Annotated in this window: 15 protein-coding genes and 1 other RNA gene; 9 read left to right on the forward strand and 7 right to left on the reverse strand. The window is 65.4% G+C overall.

What is annotated here, in order from left to right:
* Positions 1-4: 4 nt before the first annotated feature.
* Genes gspF through V473_RS07570 form a run of 4 tightly spaced genes read right to left on the reverse strand, consistent with a single transcriptional unit; the run spans position 5 to position 5817 of the window.
* Positions 5-1222, reverse strand: coding sequence for a type II secretion system inner membrane protein GspF (gene gspF / locus V473_RS07555; RefSeq protein ID WP_066602172.1), 1218 nt, complete (start codon positions 1220-1222; stop codon positions 5-7).
* The gene (gene gspE / locus V473_RS07560; protein ID WP_066602174.1) at positions 1215-2756 is read right to left on the reverse strand and encodes a type II secretion system ATPase GspE; all 1542 of its coding nucleotides are present in this window, start codon (positions 2754-2756) and stop codon (positions 1215-1217) included. Before gspE ends, gspF begins: the two co-directional genes overlap by 8 nt.
* A complete protein-coding gene (gene gspD / locus V473_RS07565) occupies positions 2753-4954 on the reverse strand; it encodes a type II secretion system secretin GspD (RefSeq protein WP_066602175.1) in 2202 nt (733 codons plus the stop codon). The genes gspE and gspD overlap by 4 nt, the downstream gene beginning before the upstream one ends.
* On the reverse strand, positions 4951-5817 hold the full coding sequence (locus V473_RS07570) for a type II secretion system protein N (protein ID WP_066602177.1): 867 nt from the start codon (positions 5815-5817) through the stop codon (positions 4951-4953). The genes gspD and V473_RS07570 overlap by 4 nt, the downstream gene beginning before the upstream one ends.
* 179 nt (positions 5818-5996) lie before the next feature.
* Between V473_RS07570 and V473_RS07575 the strand changes: the two genes are divergently transcribed.
* Positions 5997-6656, forward strand: a complete 660-nt coding sequence (locus V473_RS07575; protein WP_066602179.1) for a prolyl hydroxylase family protein — start codon at positions 5997-5999, stop codon at positions 6654-6656.
* Positions 6657-6662: 6 nt separating this feature from the next.
* On the opposite strand, the gene V473_RS07580 is transcribed toward V473_RS07575, so the two are convergent.
* Positions 6663-8102, reverse strand: a complete 1440-nt coding sequence (locus tag V473_RS07580) for a CYTH and CHAD domain-containing protein (protein ID WP_066602181.1) — start codon at positions 8100-8102, stop codon at positions 6663-6665.
* A 239-nt stretch (positions 8103-8341) separates the two neighbouring features.
* On the opposite strand from V473_RS07580, the gene V473_RS07585 reads away from it, so the two are divergent.
* Positions 8342-9940 carry a hypothetical protein gene (locus V473_RS07585; protein WP_066602183.1) on the forward strand — a complete coding sequence of 533 codons (1599 nt, stop codon included), beginning with the start codon at positions 8342-8344 and terminating at the stop codon, positions 9938-9940.
* Between the two features lie 91 nt (positions 9941-10031).
* Positions 10032-12731: a TonB-dependent receptor domain-containing protein gene (locus tag V473_RS07590; RefSeq protein ID WP_066602185.1), complete on the forward strand. Its 2700-nt coding sequence runs from the start codon at positions 10032-10034 to the stop codon at positions 12729-12731.
* Positions 12732-12858: 127 nt separating this feature from the next.
* On the opposite strand, the gene V473_RS07595 is transcribed toward V473_RS07590, so the two are convergent.
* Entirely contained in the window at positions 12859-13248 is a 390-nt protein-coding gene (locus V473_RS07595; protein WP_066602187.1) for a hypothetical protein, read from the reverse strand.
* A 353-nt stretch (positions 13249-13601) separates the two neighbouring features.
* Positions 13602-13954, reverse strand: a transfer-messenger RNA (tmRNA) gene (gene ssrA, locus V473_RS07600).
* Positions 13955-13993: 39 nt separating this feature from the next.
* Between ssrA and V473_RS07605 the strand changes: the two genes are divergently transcribed.
* From V473_RS07605 to V473_RS07630, 6 genes are all read left to right on the forward strand, one after another.
* Complete coding sequence (locus V473_RS07605; RefSeq protein WP_066602190.1) at positions 13994-14749, forward strand: NRDE family protein; 756 nt, start codon at positions 13994-13996, stop codon at positions 14747-14749.
* 57 nt (positions 14750-14806) lie between these two features.
* A complete protein-coding gene (locus V473_RS07610; RefSeq protein ID WP_066602192.1) occupies positions 14807-15397 on the forward strand; it encodes an anthranilate synthase component II in 591 nt (196 codons plus the stop codon).
* 136 nt (positions 15398-15533) lie between these two features.
* The gene (gene trpD / locus V473_RS07615; RefSeq protein ID WP_066602195.1) at positions 15534-16526 is read left to right on the forward strand and encodes an anthranilate phosphoribosyltransferase; all 993 of its coding nucleotides are present in this window, start codon (positions 15534-15536) and stop codon (positions 16524-16526) included.
* On the forward strand, positions 16523-17314 hold the full coding sequence (trpC, locus tag V473_RS07620; protein WP_066602198.1) for an indole-3-glycerol phosphate synthase TrpC: 792 nt from the start codon (positions 16523-16525) through the stop codon (positions 17312-17314). Before trpD ends, trpC begins: the two co-directional genes overlap by 4 nt.
* Positions 17311-17784 (forward strand): cyclic pyranopterin monophosphate synthase MoaC, encoded by a 474-nt coding sequence (gene moaC / locus V473_RS07625; RefSeq protein ID WP_066602202.1) that lies wholly within the window; start codon positions 17311-17313, stop codon positions 17782-17784. The genes trpC and moaC overlap by 4 nt, the downstream gene beginning before the upstream one ends.
* Positions 17781-18962 (forward strand): molybdopterin molybdotransferase MoeA, encoded by a 1182-nt coding sequence (locus V473_RS07630; RefSeq protein ID WP_066602204.1) that lies wholly within the window; start codon positions 17781-17783, stop codon positions 18960-18962. The genes moaC and V473_RS07630 overlap by 4 nt, the downstream gene beginning before the upstream one ends.
* Position 18963: the final 1 nt, after the last annotated feature.

Here is an 18963-nt window from a genome sequence, read left to right on the forward strand (position 1 = left end):
TCCTTCAAGCCCCGGTGAGGCTTTGCAGCTGCAGGATCGGCAGCAGGATGGACAGGATGATGACGGCGACGATGCCCCCCATCAGTATGATGATAATCGGCTCCAGCATAGCAAGCGCGGTTGATGTGAAGGCGTCGAATTCGCGTTCCAGATAATCGGCGGCCCGCTCCAGCATGGTGTCCAGCCGCCCGGCGCTCTCGCCGCTCGCCGCCAGATAGACCAGCAGCGGGGGAAACACACCCGCCCGGCGCAGCGCCGCGGACAGGCTGCCGCCGCCGCGGATCGCCTCGACAATCTCGTCCGACGCCTTGCGCAGCACGCGATTATGGACCGTGTTGGCGGTCAGCGTCAGCCCCTCCATCAGCGGCAGTCGGCTGGCGACCATAGTGGACAGCGTCCGCGCCATGCGCGCGGCGTGCAGATCGCGGATCAGCTTGCCCAACACGGGCAATCCCAGCATCATAGCGTCGAAGCGATAGCGAAAGCCGTCATTCTTCATCGCGCGCCAGAAACCGACGCCCGCCAGCAGCATGAGGATGAGCAACAGCCACCAATAAGCGGCCAGGAAAGCGGAAATGGCCATCACGATCCGGGTCAGCAGCGGCAATTCCTGCCCCACCGTATCGAACTGTTCGACCACCTTGGGCACAACGAAGATCATCAGCGCAGCGACCACGAACACGGCGAAGATGGCCAGCACGCTGGGGTAGGCAATGGCGGTCAGCACCTTGGACCGCATCACCGCCTGCCGCTCCATCAGGTCCGACAGCCGCTCCATGATGGTGGGCAGGCTGCCGGAACTTTCACCCGCGGAGATCATCGCGCGATACAGCGGCGGGAAGCTTTTCGGCTCCGCGCCCAGCGCATCGGCCAGCCGCCGCCCTTCCATCACCCCGCCATGGACCTTGCCCACGATGGCGCGGACATGGTCCTGCTCGCTCTGACGACCGATGGTGCGCAGCGATTCCTCCAGCGGGCTGACCTGCGTCAGCGTCGCCAACTGGCGCGTGAACAGCGTCAGTTCCTTGGGGCTGAGGCGCGGGCTGCGCAGCGACAGGTTCGCCCGCTTGCGCGCCGTTTCCACTGCGCCCGGCTCGATCCGCACGATGAACATCTTGCGCGCGTCCAGCTTGGCGCGCGCATCCTCGATCGTTCCGGCCTTGATGCTGCCGCTGCGCTCCCGGCCCGCCGGGTCGATCGCGCTATAGTCGAAATCAGCCATCGGCGATGGTTTCCGCCTCGATCGCGTCGCGACGCGACACGCGGATCGCTTCCTCCGCCGTGGTCTGGCCGTCACGCACCAGCGCGCGCGCCGCCGATCCCAGATTGGGGGCATTCAGGAAGGCATGGCGCGCGATCAGCGATTCGTCGCCGCCGTCGTTGATCAGGCGACGGATGGTGTCGTCCACCCGGATCGCCTCGAACACGCCGATGCGGCCCTTATAACCGCTGCCGCCGCATTCGTCGCAGCCCTTCGCCCGATAGATGATCGTACCGGGGTCGAAACCTAGTAGCGCGCTGGCCGATTTATCCGCCTGCACCGGCTCGCGGCAATGCTGGCACAGCCGCCGCACTAGCCGCTGGGCGATGACCGCGCGCAAGGTGGAGGCGAGCAGGAACGGCTCGACCCGCATGTCGCGCATCCGGGTGATTGCGCCCACCGCGTCATTGGTATGGACGGTCGACAGGACGAGGTGCCCCGTCAGCGACGCCTGCACGGCGATTTCCGCCGTTTCCCGGTCGCGGATTTCGCCGACCATGACGACGTCGGGATCTTGCCGCAGGATCGCGCGCAGGCCCGCCGCGAAGGTCAGGCCGACCTTGGCGTTCACCTGGGTCTGGCCCACGCCCTCCATCGCATATTCGACCGGGTCTTCGACGGTCAGGATATTGCGCGATCCGTCGTTGAGCTGGCGCAAGCCGGCATAAAGCGTCGTCGTCTTGCCCGACCCGGTCGGCCCGGTGACCAGGATGATGCCGTTGGGTTCGCTCAATCCTTCGCGGAAGATGCGGTCCGGCACGCCGTTCATGCCCAGCAGGTCGAGCGTGATCCCGGCATTTTCCTTGTCCAGAATACGCAGCACGACCCGCTCGCCTGCCCGGCTGGGCAGGGTGGAGACGCGCACGTCGAGCAGCTTGCCGCCCAGCGTCAGGCCGATACGCCCGTCCTGCGGCACGCGCCGCTCGGCAATGTCGAGCCGCGCCATCACCTTGATCCGGCTGACCACCACCGGGGCGACATGCGGCGGCATCCGCAGCGTCTCACGCAACACGCCGTCCACGCGCATCCGCACGATCAGGCCGGTTTCATAAGGCTCGATATGGATGTCCGACACGCCCTGCCGCGCCGCTTCGGCGATGATACCGTTAATCAGGCGGATGGCGGGCGCATCATCGGCGCTGTCAAGCAGGTCGTCGGCGGTCGGGATGTCGGCGGCCAATATGTCCAGCTCGTCGGCGCCCACTTCCAGCGATCCGGCCATGGCCGCCGCGCTGCCTTCCATCGCATAATGGTTGGACAAATGCCGGTCGAACTCGGCCGGTTCGACGAAGATGACGTCGAAGCTGCGCGCCAGATGCCGCCGCACTTCGAGCAATATGCGCGGATCGCTGCCTTCGCGCACCGCGATGGTCAGCCGCTCACCCTCGATCGGCAGCATGACCACGCCATGCTTGCGCGCGAAGACATAAGGTATGTCGATGGGGCGCGGCGGCTGCGCGAGCGGGCTGATATCGGTGTGCGTCTGTTCGCTCACTTGCGCCCTCCGCTTGCCGGTATTTCGACCGGCCGCACCACGCCGCTCGACTGGCGGACGGTGGGTTCGATGACCTGCGCGCCCGCCACCGGCTCCACAACCGCATCACCCGGCTGCGCGGCGGCGACCGGCGGGGTCGCGCCCATATAGTCGCGCACCAGTTCGTCGATCGTTGGTTCGACGTCGGGATTGCGCTGCAACTGCATGTTGCGGACATAACCGTAACGCTGCTGCGTCAGCCGCTGCGCATCCTCCTTCGACCGCAGGATGGTCGGCCGGATGAAGACCATCAAATTGGTCTTGGTCCGGCTCTTGCTGCGCGATTTGAACAATTCGCCCAACCCCGGAATATCGGACAGCAGCGGGATGCGTTCGATCGTCTTGCGCTCATTATCGTCCAGCAGGCCGCCCAGCGCCAGTATCTCGCCGTCATCGACGGTCACGGTCGTCTCGATCTCGCGCTTGTTGATGATGAGGTCGCTGCTGGAGTTGCTGACCGGCCCGGCCACGCTCGACACTTCCTGCTTCAGGAACAGCTTGATCGCGCCGCCGGTGTTGATCTGCGGCTTCACCTCCAGCTTGATGCCGACATCCTGACGCTGGACGGTGCGGAACTGATTGTCGAAATTCTGGCTCAGCGCTTCGCCCGTCGTTACCGGCACTTGCTGCCCGACCAGGATAGACGCCTTCTGGTTGTCCAGCGTCATCACGGACGGTGTGGAAAGCAGGTTGCTTTCGGTGTCGGATTTGACCGCATTGATGATAGCGCCGAAAATGCCGTTCTTGCCGATGCTGCCGCCCAGCCCCGCAATCGCGCCGGTTGCGCTGGTCAGGCTGCTGATCGCCGCTTCCTGCAAGCTGCTGGCCAGGTCGCCGCTATTTTGCACCTCCGTCGTAGTGCGCGTGCCATCAGCCGCCACCACGGTCGTCGTCGTCGTGCCCAGTTGCGTCGCCCCATAAGCGCCTGCCAGCGTTAGCAAATTGGGCGAAGCGTTGGAATAGTTGCTCGCGGCAAAGCCGGTCGACGTGCTGCCGAGCAGAAATTGCACGCCCAGCTTCTTGGCCGCCGCATCGCTGATCTCCACGATGATCGCCTCCACCAGCACCTGTTCGCGACGGGTGTCGACCTGGCGGATGGTTTCGCCCAACATTCGTTGCACGTCGCTGTTGGCGGCCACGATGATCGCGTTTGCGCCTTCGTAACGGGTGACGATCGCCGGGCCGCGGGTGGAGATGCCGCCGCCGCTGGACGATGACGACGAGGATGCCGCCGCGACCGGCGCCGCCGCCTGAGATGCGGGGGCCGCGCTGCTGGCCGCTGGGGTAGAGGCCGTGACCGGCTGGCTGGTCGACTGGCCGACCAGTTGCTGCAACACCGGCAGCAATTTTTCCGCATCGGCATGTTCCAGCCAATACACGCGGATTTCGGTGCCGCTGGCCGCCTGCTGGTCCAGCTGGCGCGCCATGGCGGCGAGCCTTGTGACGGTATTGGCGTCGCCCCGGATGGCCACGGCATTGCTGCTGTCGATCGGCACCACGGTCGCGGCCGATGGCGCGGCATTCTCGCCTCCGCCCGTCGCCACCAGCGCCTGGAGCGAGGTCGCGATTTCGCGCGCGCCGGCATTTTTCAGCATCACCATCTGCGTCGCGGACGTGTCGCGGTCGATGCGGGCGATCACCTGGCGGATGCGCGATATATTATCGGCATAGTCGGCCACCACCACGCTGTTGCCCGCACGGTTGGCGGTGACGGAGCCTTCCTTGCTGACCAGCGGGCGCAGCGTCTCCAGCGCGCTCGCCGCGTCGATGGAGCGCAGGCGGAACACCTCCGTCACGAAGCTGTTGCGGTTGGCTCCGCGGCCCACGGCGCTGGGCTGGCCCGCCGCGCCATCGGCCGGCTGGATGCGATAGGCGCCGCCGGGCGCCGGCACCGCGACCAGTCCATTGGCGCGCAGGGTGGACAGAACGATCTCGAAATATTCGGATCGCGACAGCGGCCGGTCGGTCACGACCGACACCTTCCCCTGCACCTTGTTGTCAATGATGAAGGTGCGCCCGGTCACCCGCGCTGCATCCTGAATGAAGGCGCGGATGTCGGCGTCGCGGACGTTGAGCGTCTGTTGCGCCATCGACGGCGTTGCGATCGGTGCGGCCAGAGCGAGCGCCGTAGCGGCAGAGAGGAGGAATTTGCGGGTCATTGGCCTTGCACTATGATGTTGACCGATGCCACGGCGGCGCCGCGCTCCACGGTGAGGGAAAGGCGCGCGCCGGGCGCGATCTGGTTCTGGAGAGCCTGAAGGTCGCCGGCCGATCCGATCGGCTGACCGTTGATCTGGCTGATGATGTCGCCGGGGCGAAAGCCTGCGCCCGCGAAGGTCGGCCCCTTGGCCATGACGGCGACGCCGGTGACGCGGCCATTCTGCATTCGCGGGGCAAAGCCGATGTCGCGCTTCAGACCTTCCACGGTCGGGCCTGCGCCGGGCGCGGCGGGTGGCGGCGGGGCGGCGCTCTGCCAGCCTGCGCCCTGCGTCGGGGCGGGCGCTGCTTCGGGTGCGGGGGTCGATTGATCGATGAAAATCTGTTCTGCCGCCCCCCCCCGGTCGATCGTCACATGGTCGAACGTCACGGCCTTCAGGACCACGCCCGGCATGATTTCGTCGCCAATGGCGAAGCTGTTCTGTACGCCGTCGGGTGCGGCGATGATGGCCGATCCAAGTCCCGACCCCTCATTAACCCGCACGCCATAGAGAGTCAGCGCGAGCGAGGTGACGACACCATCGCCCGCCTGTTGCGGGGCGCCAGTGCGGAAAAAGGGATCGAAGCTGGCGAACAGCGCCTGTCGCGCGCTTGGGGAGAGGATTTGCGCCTGCCGCCCTTCCCAGGGGCCAAAGCTGCCGACCGGCACGACGATCGCCCAAACCAGTCGCACCAGTTGCAACGCCAGCAGGACGAGCAACGCCCGTTCGAACAGCGCAAGCCAGTCGAACCCACGCGCCGACCCTGCCCCGCTCCAAGCGAAGCGACGCGCCCCTTTTATGCTATCGCCAAATGGCACCCGCATGACGTCGAATAACCCCCATCACTGTGCCAGCCTGCTAGGCAAATGTCTTTACTGTCAGATGACAATCATGTGACGCTAATATGACATATCCCATCTGATGCCATGCCTCTTGCTTTTCCTCCATTGAAAGTTAGCTACGGCGCCGTCTGCCGATAGATGCATCTTGATCAGGATATGCCATGCCGGACCTGACCGCCACGCCCCCTGCCCCCACGGCCGCCGACGCCGATCCCGCCTGGATCGCCGCCCATCCGCGCATCCAGCGGGTCCCCAATCGCGCATTGACGCTGTTCATCCAGCGTCGTTTCCTGAACGCGGAAGAATGCGTTGCATTGATTGAGCGGATCGACGCCAAACGCCGCCCGTCCACCATCGCGGACGCCAATGGCGACGGCTATTTCCGCACTAGCGAAACCTGCGATCTGGACCATGGCGATCCCTTCATCGCTGCGATCAATGCGCGATTGGACGCCTTTGCCGGGATAGCGACGCTCCATGGCGAACCGATCCAGGGCCAACGCTATGATGTGGGCCAGGAATTCAAGGCGCATACCGACTATTTCGATCCCAAGGGTTCCGATTATGCGACATATTGTTCTGTGGCGGGCAATCGCACCTGGACGCTGATGATCTATCTGAACGAACCGGCGGCCGGCGGGGCGACCCGCTTCACGCAGATCGGCAAGACCGTCCAGCCTGAAACCGGCAAGTTGCTCGCCTGGAACAACCGCGATCTATCGGGCGCGCCGAACCCCGCCAGCCTCCACCATGGCATGAAGGTGCGGTCGGGGGTTAAGCATGTCATTACGAAATGGTATCGGGAACGCCCCTGGGGCTAAACCCAGTCAGGTCCAGAAGCGACGCGCATCGACAAGGGCCTCGTGCGCCTGCGCTGCTGCGGTCAGCAGGTCGCCCTTCTCAACCTTGCCCGCTGCGACATCGACCGGCAGTCCGTAGCGGACCAGGATCGCGGGCGTCGTGGCCAAATCATTGAGCGTTCCCAGCATATCCTGCATGGCTTCCAGCTTGCCCAGAAACGCCTTTTTCCGTCGGATGCGCTTTCTTTTGCCGCCGAACAGTCCAGCAAAGAATTCAGCGCCATAGCGCAGCTTCTTCGCATCTTTGCGCACCGCATGACGCGCCTCGTCGTTCAACTGCGCCAGATGCTTGCCGCCCATGGCGATCCGCTTGCGAAGCTTGCGCAAGCGAGTCACGGCGAAAGGGACCGCCGACCGATCCGCTTTCATTTTGAGACCCGCGCCCAGCGCCGTCCACTCCACAAGATCGATCAACAGCGTCCGCACCCGCGCGGACTCCAGCCATTGCAGGACACGCTGATGCGCTGTCGCCTGCGCCGCCTCCAACCGCGCGCGCGCCGAATCGTCGACGACCCGCGGTATCAGCACATCCAGGTCGCGCGCTTCGCCCAACACAGCCGCCAGCCAGCGCAACTCCCCCTGGAAGCGGGAGGCGTCCGCCGCCCGCAAGACCGGCTTGAACAATTTCAGCGCCGATCGCAGACGCCGGATCGCGACTCGCGCCTGGTGCAGCGCCTCCGGCGTATAGTGGTCCAGCAGCAACGCTTCGTTCAGCCGATAGTGACGCAGGCAGGATGCGGCGATCCGCAGGAAAGTTTGGCGCACGCTCATGGACGGATCAAGCGCCACCTTTTCCGCCTTGATCGCCGCCGGCAGCGCCTCGGTCAGGCGATAGCCGCGCTCGGCCTTGCTCAATACGCCCGGTCGCAGAGCGATGTCCGCGTCGATCCGCCGCGCCAGCGCGAACAGCGCCACCGGGTCGCCCGCCTTCAATTCCAGTTCGATCTCGCAAATCGCCTGTTCCCGCCCGGCCGCCAGCACCGCACCGCGATCCAGCACCAGTTCGATCGTCGCGCCATCCCGCGTCACGGTCCAGGTCCGGCGCTGCACATCGACGGTGAACAACCGATCCACTTCCGCCACCGCCGCTCCCAGCAGCGCAGCGACCGGGGTGCGGTCGTCCAGCACCGGCGCGTCGCCCCGCACCGGCGTTTCCCACTCGTCGCGCGCGAACAGCCCCGCGCCATCGCGGCCATCTGCCTTGACCGTCTGGACCCGCCGCCGCCCCGACTGGCGGATGCGCAGGCTCATGCCCCGCTTGCCAAGCTGATGGTCGGGCGTGTCGAAATAGATGGCGTGCAGCGCTGCCGTCTGGCTCTCCGCCGGCAGCGACGGCCATCGCGCGAACATCTCCGCCGCTTCGAGCGACAGGTCCAGCTTCAGTTCGACTTCCGGTTGCAAGTCCATCTCCTGCCAACGGCCATCCCGCCGAGCGCTTTAGCATGAATGGCCTTAACCATGGAAATGGCGAAGGCGTCTTTAAACTGTCATTTTATCGACGCCTATCTGTCATAGAAGCGGCATCAGCCTGTCATCTGTCGCGCCTAACTGCCCGTTCTGAGGGCGACAGGGGGCGTTGTCCGATTCGAAATTCCCCTGCGCTCCGCACTTCAACAATCCCGGCAACAGGCCGGAGCGGAGACGACATGGCCAAGATTAACCGTATCCAAACGATCCTGATGGCGAGCTGCGCCTGTGTGGGCCTGAGCGCCTGCGGCGCGGACGACATCGCTTCGCCGGGCGAAGGCACCATCGTCATTCCGGCGCCCACGCCGACCCCCACGCCGACTCCGACGCCTACGCCGACCCCCACGCCGACCGCCGTGACCCCGGCCGCTGAATGCCCGACAATCACCGGCGCCAACCAGCTGACCAACCTCGGCACCATTTCGGATGGCACCAATACGTGGCGCAATTGCGGCTTCCCTGCCCGCTTCACCAGCTCGACCGCGATCGCCAAGACGACCGGCGTGATCTATTCGCTGCCCGGCCGCGTCGACGTTGGCACGGACAAGGGCGCCGCCAGCACCGGCACCGACGTCACGCTGACGATCGATCCAGGCGTGGTCGTCTTCGCCGGCACCGGCAGCGCTTTCCTGGCCGTCAACCGCGGCAACAAGATCAACGCGGTCGGCACCGCCGCCCAGCCGGTCATCTTCACCAGCCGTGAAAATGTCCTGGGCACCAACACCGACCAGTCGTCGGGCCAGTGGGGCGGCATCGTACTGCTCGGCCGGGCCAAGATCACCGATTGCCAGGCGCCAGCTGCCGCAGCAGGCACTACCGCCTGCGAACGCGATACCGAAGGCACCAGCAACGCCCTGTACGGCGGCGCCACCGACACCGATAGTTCGGGTCGCCTTAGCTATGTCCAGATTCGTTATTCGGGCTTTGTCCTCGCCGACGGCAAGGAATTGCAGGGCCTGACCCCCGCTGGCGTCGGCACCGGCACCGTGATCGACCATATCCAGGTCCACAACAGCTCGGACGATGGCATCGAAGCCTTCGGCGGCAGCGCCAACATGAAATATCTGGTGCTGACCGGTAACGAAGACGATAATCTGGATACCGACGTTGGCTTCCGCGGCACCGCCCAGTTCGTGATCTCCGCTCAGCGCGAAGGCAACAATATCGGCGACACCTTCCTCGAAACCGACTCGAACGGTTCGGCCACCAACAGCAACGCCAGCGAGGACGCCTTGCCCCGCCAGTATCTGAAGGTCGCCAACTTCACGCATATCCAGCGTTCGAACACCGGCGACGATGGTGCATCGATGCTGCTGCGCGGCGGCGCCGACCTGGCGCTGGTCAACGGCATCATCGTCAGCCCCAACCAGAGCTGCCTGCGCATCAACGGCGCTGCGGCCGTCCGCGACGCCGACACGGCGCTCGAAGACGCCGGCAAGCCGCGCTACCTGTCGGTGGTGATGCAGTGCAACAGCACGCCTTATAAGGGCACCGGCACCGGCGTTGACGCCGCGCTGGTCCAGTCGATCTTCGAAGCCGGTGCGAACAGCACGATCAGCTACACGCCGTCGCTGACCAGCCTGTTCATCAACGGCGCGACCGAAACCGCCCGCACCGCGATCGACCCCAAGACCATCGACGCCGCCTTCACCACCACCAACTATATCGGTGCGGTCAAGGACAGCAGCGACACCTGGTATGCCGGCTGGACCTGCAATTCGGTGACCGCCAGCTTCGGCAGCACCGGCGCAAACTGCACCGCCATTCCGACGACCTGATCGGACCCACGACCTCAACAGGGGCGGGGGAGCGTGCAACCGCGCTTCCCCGCCTTCTTTGCACTGAATTTTCCCAAGGGGGATATATAGCATGTCGAAGCCGCTCAGCCTGGCGCGCCTGCTCCTGATTTCCACCGCGCTGGTCGCTCCCATGGCGATGGCGCAGACCGATGCCGGCCAAGCCGGCGCACCGACCACCGGCGACGCCGGCCTGTCGAGCACGCCCAGCGCCGCCGACGAAGCCGATGCGCAATCGGGCAATGTCGACGTATCGGTTCCTGGTTCCGACATCATCGTGACCGGCCGCCGCAACAGCAATATTTCGCAATCCGCGCCGCAGGTGGTGAACGTCCTGTCCGCGGCCGACATCAAGCGCACGGGCGAAGGCGACATCGCCGGCTCGCTCCAGCGCGTGACCGGCCTGTCGGTCGCATCGGGTGGTTATGTCTATGTTCGCGGCTTGGGCGATCGCTATTCGCTCGCCCTGCTCAACGGTTCGCCGCTCCCCAGCCCCGAACCCTTGAAGCGCGTGGTCCCGCTCGACCTGTTCCCCACCAGCGTCATTGCATCGACGCTGGTGCAGAAAAGCTTTTCGGCCAATTTCCCCGGTGAATTTGGCGGCGGCGTCATCAACCTGACGACCAAGGCGATCCCGACCGAATCCTATCTGGAATTCGGCGTCGGCAGCTCGGCCAACACCGAAACGTCGGGCCAGCTGGGCTACACCTATTATGGCAGCAAGTCCGACTGGACCGGCTTCGACGACAGTTCGCGCGACGTGCCGCCGCTGCTCAAAAACGCTTTTGGCGGCGGTGTGCCGTTCGCCAATATCGACCGCGCCGATCAGCAGGCGATCGCGATGCAGTTCCTCAATAGCAAGACCTCGGTCGTGCAGCGGACGAACAGCCTGCCCTTCAACTTCTCCGGCACGCTCAACGGCGGCACCGCGTTCGACATCGGCGATGCGCGCGTGGGCGTCATCGCCACGGCGGGCTATAGCAATAAATGGCGCACCCGCGACAATTTGCAGCAGGCGTCGCTGACCGTGTCGGAAGGCGCGGGTAAAAGCGCCAACCAGGTCGTCACCGACAATCAGGTGACGGTCAACGGCCTGCTGGGCTTTGGCGCCGAATGGGGCGACCAGAAGGTGCGCTGGACCAACCTCTACATCCGCGACACGTTGAAGCGCGCCTCGCTCGCAATCGGCCAGAATGACGGCCAGATCCAGGGCGCCGACTATCTGACGCAGCAGACCGCTTGGTATGAGCGGCAGTTGATCGACACGCAATTCACCGGCGAGTTCAAGTTCAGCGATGCGCTCAGCCTCGACCTGCGCGGCTCCTACGCCAATTCGCAGCGCGAAGCGCCCTATGAGCGCGAATTCGTCTATGTCCGCTCCAACCGCGATCTCGACATCGATCCGGTCGGCGACCGCTTCATCAACGCGCTCAACCGCCAGCGCGGCGACGCATCGGTGACGTTCAGCGATCTCAACGAAAATCTGTGGTTCGGCGGCGCGGACCTCAGCTACAAGATCGCGCCCAAATTCGTGATCACCGGCGGTTACGCCTATACCGACACGAAGCGCACCTCGTCGCGCTACGAACTGCATTTCGACGCGGTCAATCTGCCGATCCCAGTGCAGCAGTTGCGCCCCGACTATCTGCTGTCGGATGCGACGATCCAGCTATACGATCTGGGCCTGCTCGACTTCTCCGGCAATTATCCGGTCTATGACGCCGCGATGCGCGTCCATGCCGGCTATGGCCAGGTGAAGGCGGAACTTTTCCCCGGCTTCAGCATCGACGCCGGCGTCCGTTATGAAAGCGGCCGCCAGTCGGTGACAGGCGTGGACGTCTATGCAACCGGCGTGACCCCGTTCAACCAGATCAAGAACGACTATTGGCTGCCTGCCGTCACGCTGACCTTCGATGCGGGCGGTGGCCTGCAATTCCGCGCGTCCGGCTCCAAGACGCTGGCCCGTCCGCAGTTCCGCGAACTGATCGCCCAGCCGTTCATCGACACCGATTCCAACCGCTTCTATCGCGGCAACCCCTTCCTGCAGGACAGCGAACTGTGGAATGCTGAAATCCGCGCGGAATGGTATATGGGGCGTGACGAGCGGCTGACCGCATCGGGCTTCTACAAGAAGATCAAGAACCCGATTGAAACCTACACCACCATCAGCGACACCTATGCGGTGACGACCAGCTTCGCCAACGCGCCGGAAGCGACGCTCTACGGCGGCGAAGTGGAAGCGCAGAAATATATCCCGCTCGACGGGATGGACTCGGCCTTCTTCCAGAGCCGCCGGATCGCGCTGATCGCCAACTATACCTATACGCAGTCGAAACTGAAGGTCAGCGATGGCGACACCACCATCCCCTACACCTACACGACTGGCGATCTGCCCGCCGCGTCCGACTATTTCATCGACGGCGCGCCGTTGACGGGCCAGTCGGACCATCTGGTCAACCTCCAGATCGGTCTGGAGGACACCGACAAATTGTCGCAGCAGACTCTGTTGCTGACCTATGCCAGCGATCGCGTCACCAGCCGCGGTCCCAACCTGCAGCCGGACATCAAGGAACGGCCGGGCATCCAGCTCGACTTCGTGGCGCGGCAGGGCGTGAAGCTGCCCGGCGGCATCAACAGCGAATTCAAGTTCGAGGCCCGCAACATTCTGGGCCGCAAGTTCCAGGAGTTTCAGGAACAGGACGGCAACCGCGTCTATTATAACCGTTACAAGATCGGCACGACGCTCGCCGCCTCGCTCACCGTGGCTTTCTGATCGGACGATCCATCGCATGAAAAAGGCCGGCCGGGGGAACCCGGTCGGCCTTTTTCATGTCCGGCAAAGCGAAGGGGCGCCGCCCTGTCGGACGACGCCCCCGCTCCCTGCACCTTATGCTATGCGTTCAGCGCATGGCGTAGCTGGGGTTGAGGCGGGTCAGTGCGCGCATTGCGACCGTGCGCGAGGATTCTTCCGCGCCATTGGCCAGCACCAGCGTCGTTTCCGGCGCGAAGCGGGCGGAGCGATAGGCTTCACGCGCCTGCGCCAGGCGGCCGACGCCGGCATAGGCATTGCCCAGGTTGATAAGCCGGGCCGGGTCATTCTCGCCATAGACCTGCATCGGCTCCAGCTTGCGCAGCGCCGCGTCATAGCGTCCCGCCGCCAGCGCACTGGCGGCCAGCCGGCCTTCGGGACCGGCGACGACCACCAGATCCTGCCCTTCGGCCGCCGCCTGCGCCATGTTCGGCGTCATCACCGCCAGCGCCAGACCCATGATTGCAGCGACCTTCTTCATCTCTCATGCCTCCAGAAAAAACTTCTCACTATAGCCAGAAGTATTTCATTTAGATGACATAAGGACAAGGGCGCATCGGACCAGCAAAAACAATTTTGTTTTATGTTATTTCAGCATGTTATGATTTTTACGCGATACTGTCATAAAAGCGTAATCGAAAAAGATCGCAGATGGAAGGCGATTCGAATCATCCATGCCGCGCAATGGATCGCCACCAACAGACGCGCTTTGTCCCTCGCCGCGACATCATCTGCAGCGGCGCACGACCAACGGCACGCAAAAGCCGGCCGCATGTCTCTGACGATAAGGAATAGGTCCGGGAGGTTCTGTTGCCCGGCCCTCCCGGAGGCCGCTGAATTCCCTTCTGTTGCCCGGTGGGTTCAACCGCGCTATTTTAGGATAATATCAGGCCGTGAGGCCCTCAATTACGCTGCAATGGCGAGTGCTTCGTTATCGTTGGCACTTGTGAGTTTTGCACAGTTTAACGGCTTACACGGGCCGGGTGAAAATATCGCCTTTGAACACACGTCGATCCTAGTTCGGCCCCGTCAGGAAACCCAAAAGCTGTAAGCGATCGGGCCTTCTGGTGGAACCGCCGGGTACTGCCCCCGGGTCCGCTGCGTCTATTATACGACACAATTTATCACCATAGCCGGGCGAACCCGGCACCATCCATATGGCCCCAAACGGATGGTTTTTCAAGCCTTGGACTTGCGGGATTCGCAGGGGGCGATACAGCGGCCCCATGTGCATCATGGCCATGGCCTGGGCGGCGCATCGGCGCTGGCGCCTCATCCTGATCGGCAATCGCGACGAATATCACGCGCGAGCCGCCGCCCCGCTTGATCGCTGGGACCACCGCGCCGGGCTGATCGCCGGACGCGACCTGCAATCGGGCGGCACTTGGGTTGGCGTGTCGGAGGCTGGCCGGGCGGCGATCGTCACCAATTTGCGCGGCTATGGCGGGCCACAGCCGCACCTCGCCTCGCGCGGCGCGCTGGTGACGGACCTGCTGGCGGGCGACGGCCCCTATGCCGATGTCGCACAGGCGGCGCTCGACGATTTCAACCCGTTCAACCTGATCCTGGTCGAACCCGATCGCGCATATTTCCTCACCAACCGCCCACGGCCGCTGCGCACGCGACTCACGCCGGGCCTTTACGGCCTGTCCAACGGCGCGCTCGACGCGCCCTGGCCCAAGACGCTTGCGCTCAAGGCCGCCCTGCTCGCCTGGTTGACCGACAGCGCAGACGCGCCCGATCGCCTGTTCGACGCGCTTCGCCGGGAAAGCCTGCCCGACGTCGGCATCGCCCCCGCCATCCCGTCCGACGCCCCGGACGAAGCCGCCGCCTCGCCGATCTTCATCCGCAATCCGCTCTACGGCACGCGCTGCAGCACCGTGATCGCCATCGACCGCGACGGCCAGGGTCAGATCATGGAACGCCGCTTCGACCGCGACGGCGGCGATGCGGGTGACACCCGGCTCCACTTCCAATGGTAGGGCGCATCCCTACCTCCCCACTTCCCCCCGCGCGCATCCCGCGCTAAGGCTCTGCCCATGATCCTCGTCATCGACAATTATGACAGCTTCACCTGGAACCTGGTCCATTATCTGATGGAACTGGGGGCTGAGGTTCAAGTCGTCCGCAACGACGCCATTTCTGCACGTCAGGCCCTGTCCAGCGGCGCGAAGGCGTTCCTGCTCTCGCCCGGCCCCTGCACCCCCAATGAGGCGGGCGTCAGCCTGGATCTCGTCGCCGCGTGCGCCGACGCCGGCGCGCCTTTGCTGGGCGTGTGCCTGGGCCATCAATCGATCGGGCAGCATTTCGGCGGGAAGGTTGTGCGCGGCGGGCTGATGCACGGCAAGACGTCGCCTGTCACCCATGACGGCACCGGGCTGTTTGCAGGCCTGCCCTCGCCCTTCACCGCCACACGCTATCATTCGCTGATCGTGGAGGATATTCCGGACAGCCTGGTGGTGAACGCGACCAGCGAGGACGGATCGGTCATGGGCTTCCGCCATGCGACCCTGCCGATCCATTCGGTGCAATTCCATCCCGAAAGCATCGCCACCGAACGTGGCCATGACATGCTGGCCAATTTCATGACGATTGCGGGCATCCCGGTGCGGGAGCGTGAAACGGCCTGATCGGGCCCTTTCGCCCGATCGCTTTTCGAATATTGCGGCAATAGGAAAGTAAATTTCCACGCCGGTAGGAAAAGTGCGCCAACAAGCGCCAGCGCCCCCTCGACTCTCCCGCCCGCCGCCGACTAAGGCAGGGTCTATGACCCGCCTGCCCGATCCTTCCGCGCCGCTCGGCTTCGACGCCGCAGCCCAGGCCTTCGACCTGCTGTTCGACGCCGATCTGCCCGAAGCGGACATCGCCGCCTTTCTCGTCACCATGGCGCGCCGCGGCGAAACCGCGGTGGAGATCGCCGCCGCCGCCCGCGCCATGCGCGCGCGCATGAAGACGGTCAGCGCGCCCGATGGCGCGATCGACGTCTGCGGCACCGGGGGCGACGGGCATCATACGCTCAATGTCTCCACAGCTGTCTCGCTCGTTGTCGCAGCATCGGGCGTGCCGGTCGCCAAACATGGCAATCGCGCCGCCTCTTCCAAGGCCGGCGCGGCCGACACGCTGGAGGCGCTGGGCCTGAACCTGGACCGGGCCGCCGCCACCGCCGAAGCGACGCTGGCCGACCTCGGCATCTGCTTCCTCTTCGCCCAGAATTACCATCCCGCGCTCAAACGGCTCGGCTCGATCCGCAAGGCGATCGGCGAACGCACCATCTTCAATCTGATGGGACCGCTCGCCAATCCGGCGAAGGTCCGTCGCCAACTCGTCGGCATCGCCCGCCCGGCCTATGTCCCCATCTATGCGCAGGCGCTCGCCGACCTGGGCGTCGACCACGCCATGATCATTTCGGGCGACGAAGGACTGGACGAACTCTCGCTCGCCGGGGGCAACGACATGGCGGAGGTGAAGGGCCATGACATCGTCGCCATGCACCGGCTGACCGCCGCCGACCTCGGCCTCTCCACTCAGCCGGTCGAGGCGATCCGCGGCGGCGACGCCGCCCATAACGCCGCGGCGCTGCGCGCCCTGCTGCAAGGCGAACCGGGCGCCTATCGCGACGCCGTGCTGCTGAACGCCGCCGCCGCCCTTGTCGTCGCCGACGCCGTCCCCAATCTGCGCGAAGGGGTGGAAGAAGCCGCCGAAACCATCGACCGCGGCCTTGCCAACGCGCTCCTCAATTGCTGGATTGCCTATACATGACCAACAAGCTGATCGAAATCTGCGATTTCAAGCGCGAGGATGTAGCCCGCCGCCGGGCCGCGACCACCGTGTCGGCGCTTCATGCCCGCGCGAGCGAACAGACGCCGCCGCGCGGTTTCCGCCAGGCGCTGGACGCTGCCGCGCGATCGGGCTTCGGCCTGATCGCGGAGATCAAGAAGGCCAGCCCGTCCAAAGGGCTGATCCGCGCCGACTTCGATCCGCCCGCCCATGCGCGGGCCTATGCGGCCGGTGGCGCCGCCTGCCTCTCCGTCCTGACCGACGAACCCTATTTTCAGGGTCATGACGATTATCTGATGGCCGCCCGGTCGGCCTGCGCAATCCCGGTGCTGCGTAAGGATTTCCTGGTCGATCCCTGGCAGGTGCTGGAAAGCCGCTCACTCGGCGCGGACGCCATCCTTATCATCGTCGCCGCGCTGGACGATGGCCAGATGCAGGAGATAGAGGAAGCCGCGCTCGGCCTTGGCATGGACGCCCTGGTCGAAGTGCATGACGAGGCCGAACTGGACCGCGCGCTGAAGCTCCGCTCGCGCCTGATCGGCGTCAACAACCGCGACCTGCGCGATTTCTCCGTCGATTTCGCACGCACCTACGAACTGGTGGGCAAGGCGCCCGAAGGCTGCACCTTCGTCGCTGAAAGCGGCCTGACTGGTCATGCCGATCTGGTCGCGATGGCCGACCATGGCGTGCGCTGCTTCCTGGTCGGTGAAACGCTGATGCGTCAGGCCGATGTGGAGGCGGCGACCCACAATCTGCTGACGGGCGCATGAGCGGCCTCACCCATCTGGACGAAGACGGCGCGGCCCGGATGGTCGATGTCGGGGCCAAGGCGGTCACGGCGCGCGAAGCCATCGCCTCCGGCCGGATCGCCATGAGCGCGACCGCCGCCAGAGCCATCGCCGACGGTCTGGTCAAGAAGGGCGACGTGTTGGCCGTGGCGCGAGTGGCTGGCATCATGGCGGCCAAGCGCACCGCCGACCTCATCCCGCTCTGCCACCCGATCGCGCTCAGCGCCGTGACGGTCGATTTCGACCTCGACGATGGCGGCGTCACCGTTACCGCCACCGCGCGCACCGCCGGCCAGACCGGCGTGGAGATGGAGGCGCTGACCGCGGCCTCTGTCGCGCTGCTGACCGTCTATGACATGGCCAAGGCGCTGGACAAGTCGATGATCATCGGCGGCGTCTGCCTGATCGCCAAAACCGGCGGCAAGTCGGGCGACTGGCGGCGCACGCCATGAGCCTGCTGCCGGTCGCTGAGGCGCAGGCGCGCCTGTTCGCTCTCGCCCCGCGACTGGCGACCGAAACCGTGCCGATCACCGCCGCCGCCGGACGCTGGCTGGCGCAGGATCTGGCGGCGCTGCGCGACCAGCCCTGGGCCGATCTGTCGGCGATGGACGGCTATGCCGTGCGCGCCGCCGAAGCACCCGGCCCCTGGCGCGTCACCAGCGAGAGCGCGGCCGGCGCGGCGGACCTTGCAGCCCTGGCGCCGGGCGAAGCGAGCCGCATCTTCACCGGCGCGCCGCTACCGCCGGGCGCCGACACCATATTGATCCAGGAAAATGCGACCCGCGACGGCGACTGGCTGACCGCCAGCGCCGATCCGCTACCCGCAGGTCGTCATGTCCGCACCGCCGCCTCCGACTTTGCGCAGGACGCCCTGCTGCTGGAGGCTGGCGGTCGCCTCGGCCCGGCTCAGGTCGCGCTCGCCGTGCTGGGTGGCCATGGCGTCGTGCCGGTCGGCGGTCGGCCGACGGTCGCGCTGCTGTCCACCGGCAATGAACTGGTGCCGCCCGGCGCCCCGACGCCGCCGGGTTTCCTGCCTTCCTCCAACGCGCCGATGCTTGCCGCCCTGCTCGCCGCCCTGCCCTGCGACGTCATCGACCTCGGCATCGTGCGGGACGACCTCGATGCGATGGTGGCCGCGATCGAACGGGCGCGCACGGCCGACATCATCGTGTCGACCGGCGGCGCCTCCGTCGGCGACCATGATTTGGTCCGTCCCGCTTTTGTGAAAGCAGGCGGCGCGCTCGATTTTTGGAAGATCAAAATGCGGCCGGGCAAGCCGCTGATGGCGGGGCGAATCGCCGATACGCTGTTCCTGGGCCTGCCGGGCAATCCCGTCTCCGCCTTCGTCACGGCCACGCTGTTCCTGTTGCCGCTGGTCCGTCATCTGGGCGGCGCACGCGATCCGCTGCCACCGACAAGCGACGCGCCGCTCGCCTCACCGCTGCCCGCCACCGGCGATCGTGACGATTATCTGCGCGCCTGGCGCGGACCGGGCGGCATCGTGTCGGTCACGTCACAGGACAGCGCGGCCACCGCCGCCATGGCGAAGGCCGACTGCCTGATCCTGCGCCCCGCCGGATCGCCGCCGGCGGCTCCCGGCGATCGGGTCTTGATTCTGCCGCTGCCCTGAC

The organism is Sphingobium cupriresistens LL01, assembly GCF_001046645.1.
Classification (GTDB): Bacteria; Pseudomonadota; Alphaproteobacteria; order Sphingomonadales; family Sphingomonadaceae; genus Sphingobium; species Sphingobium cupriresistens.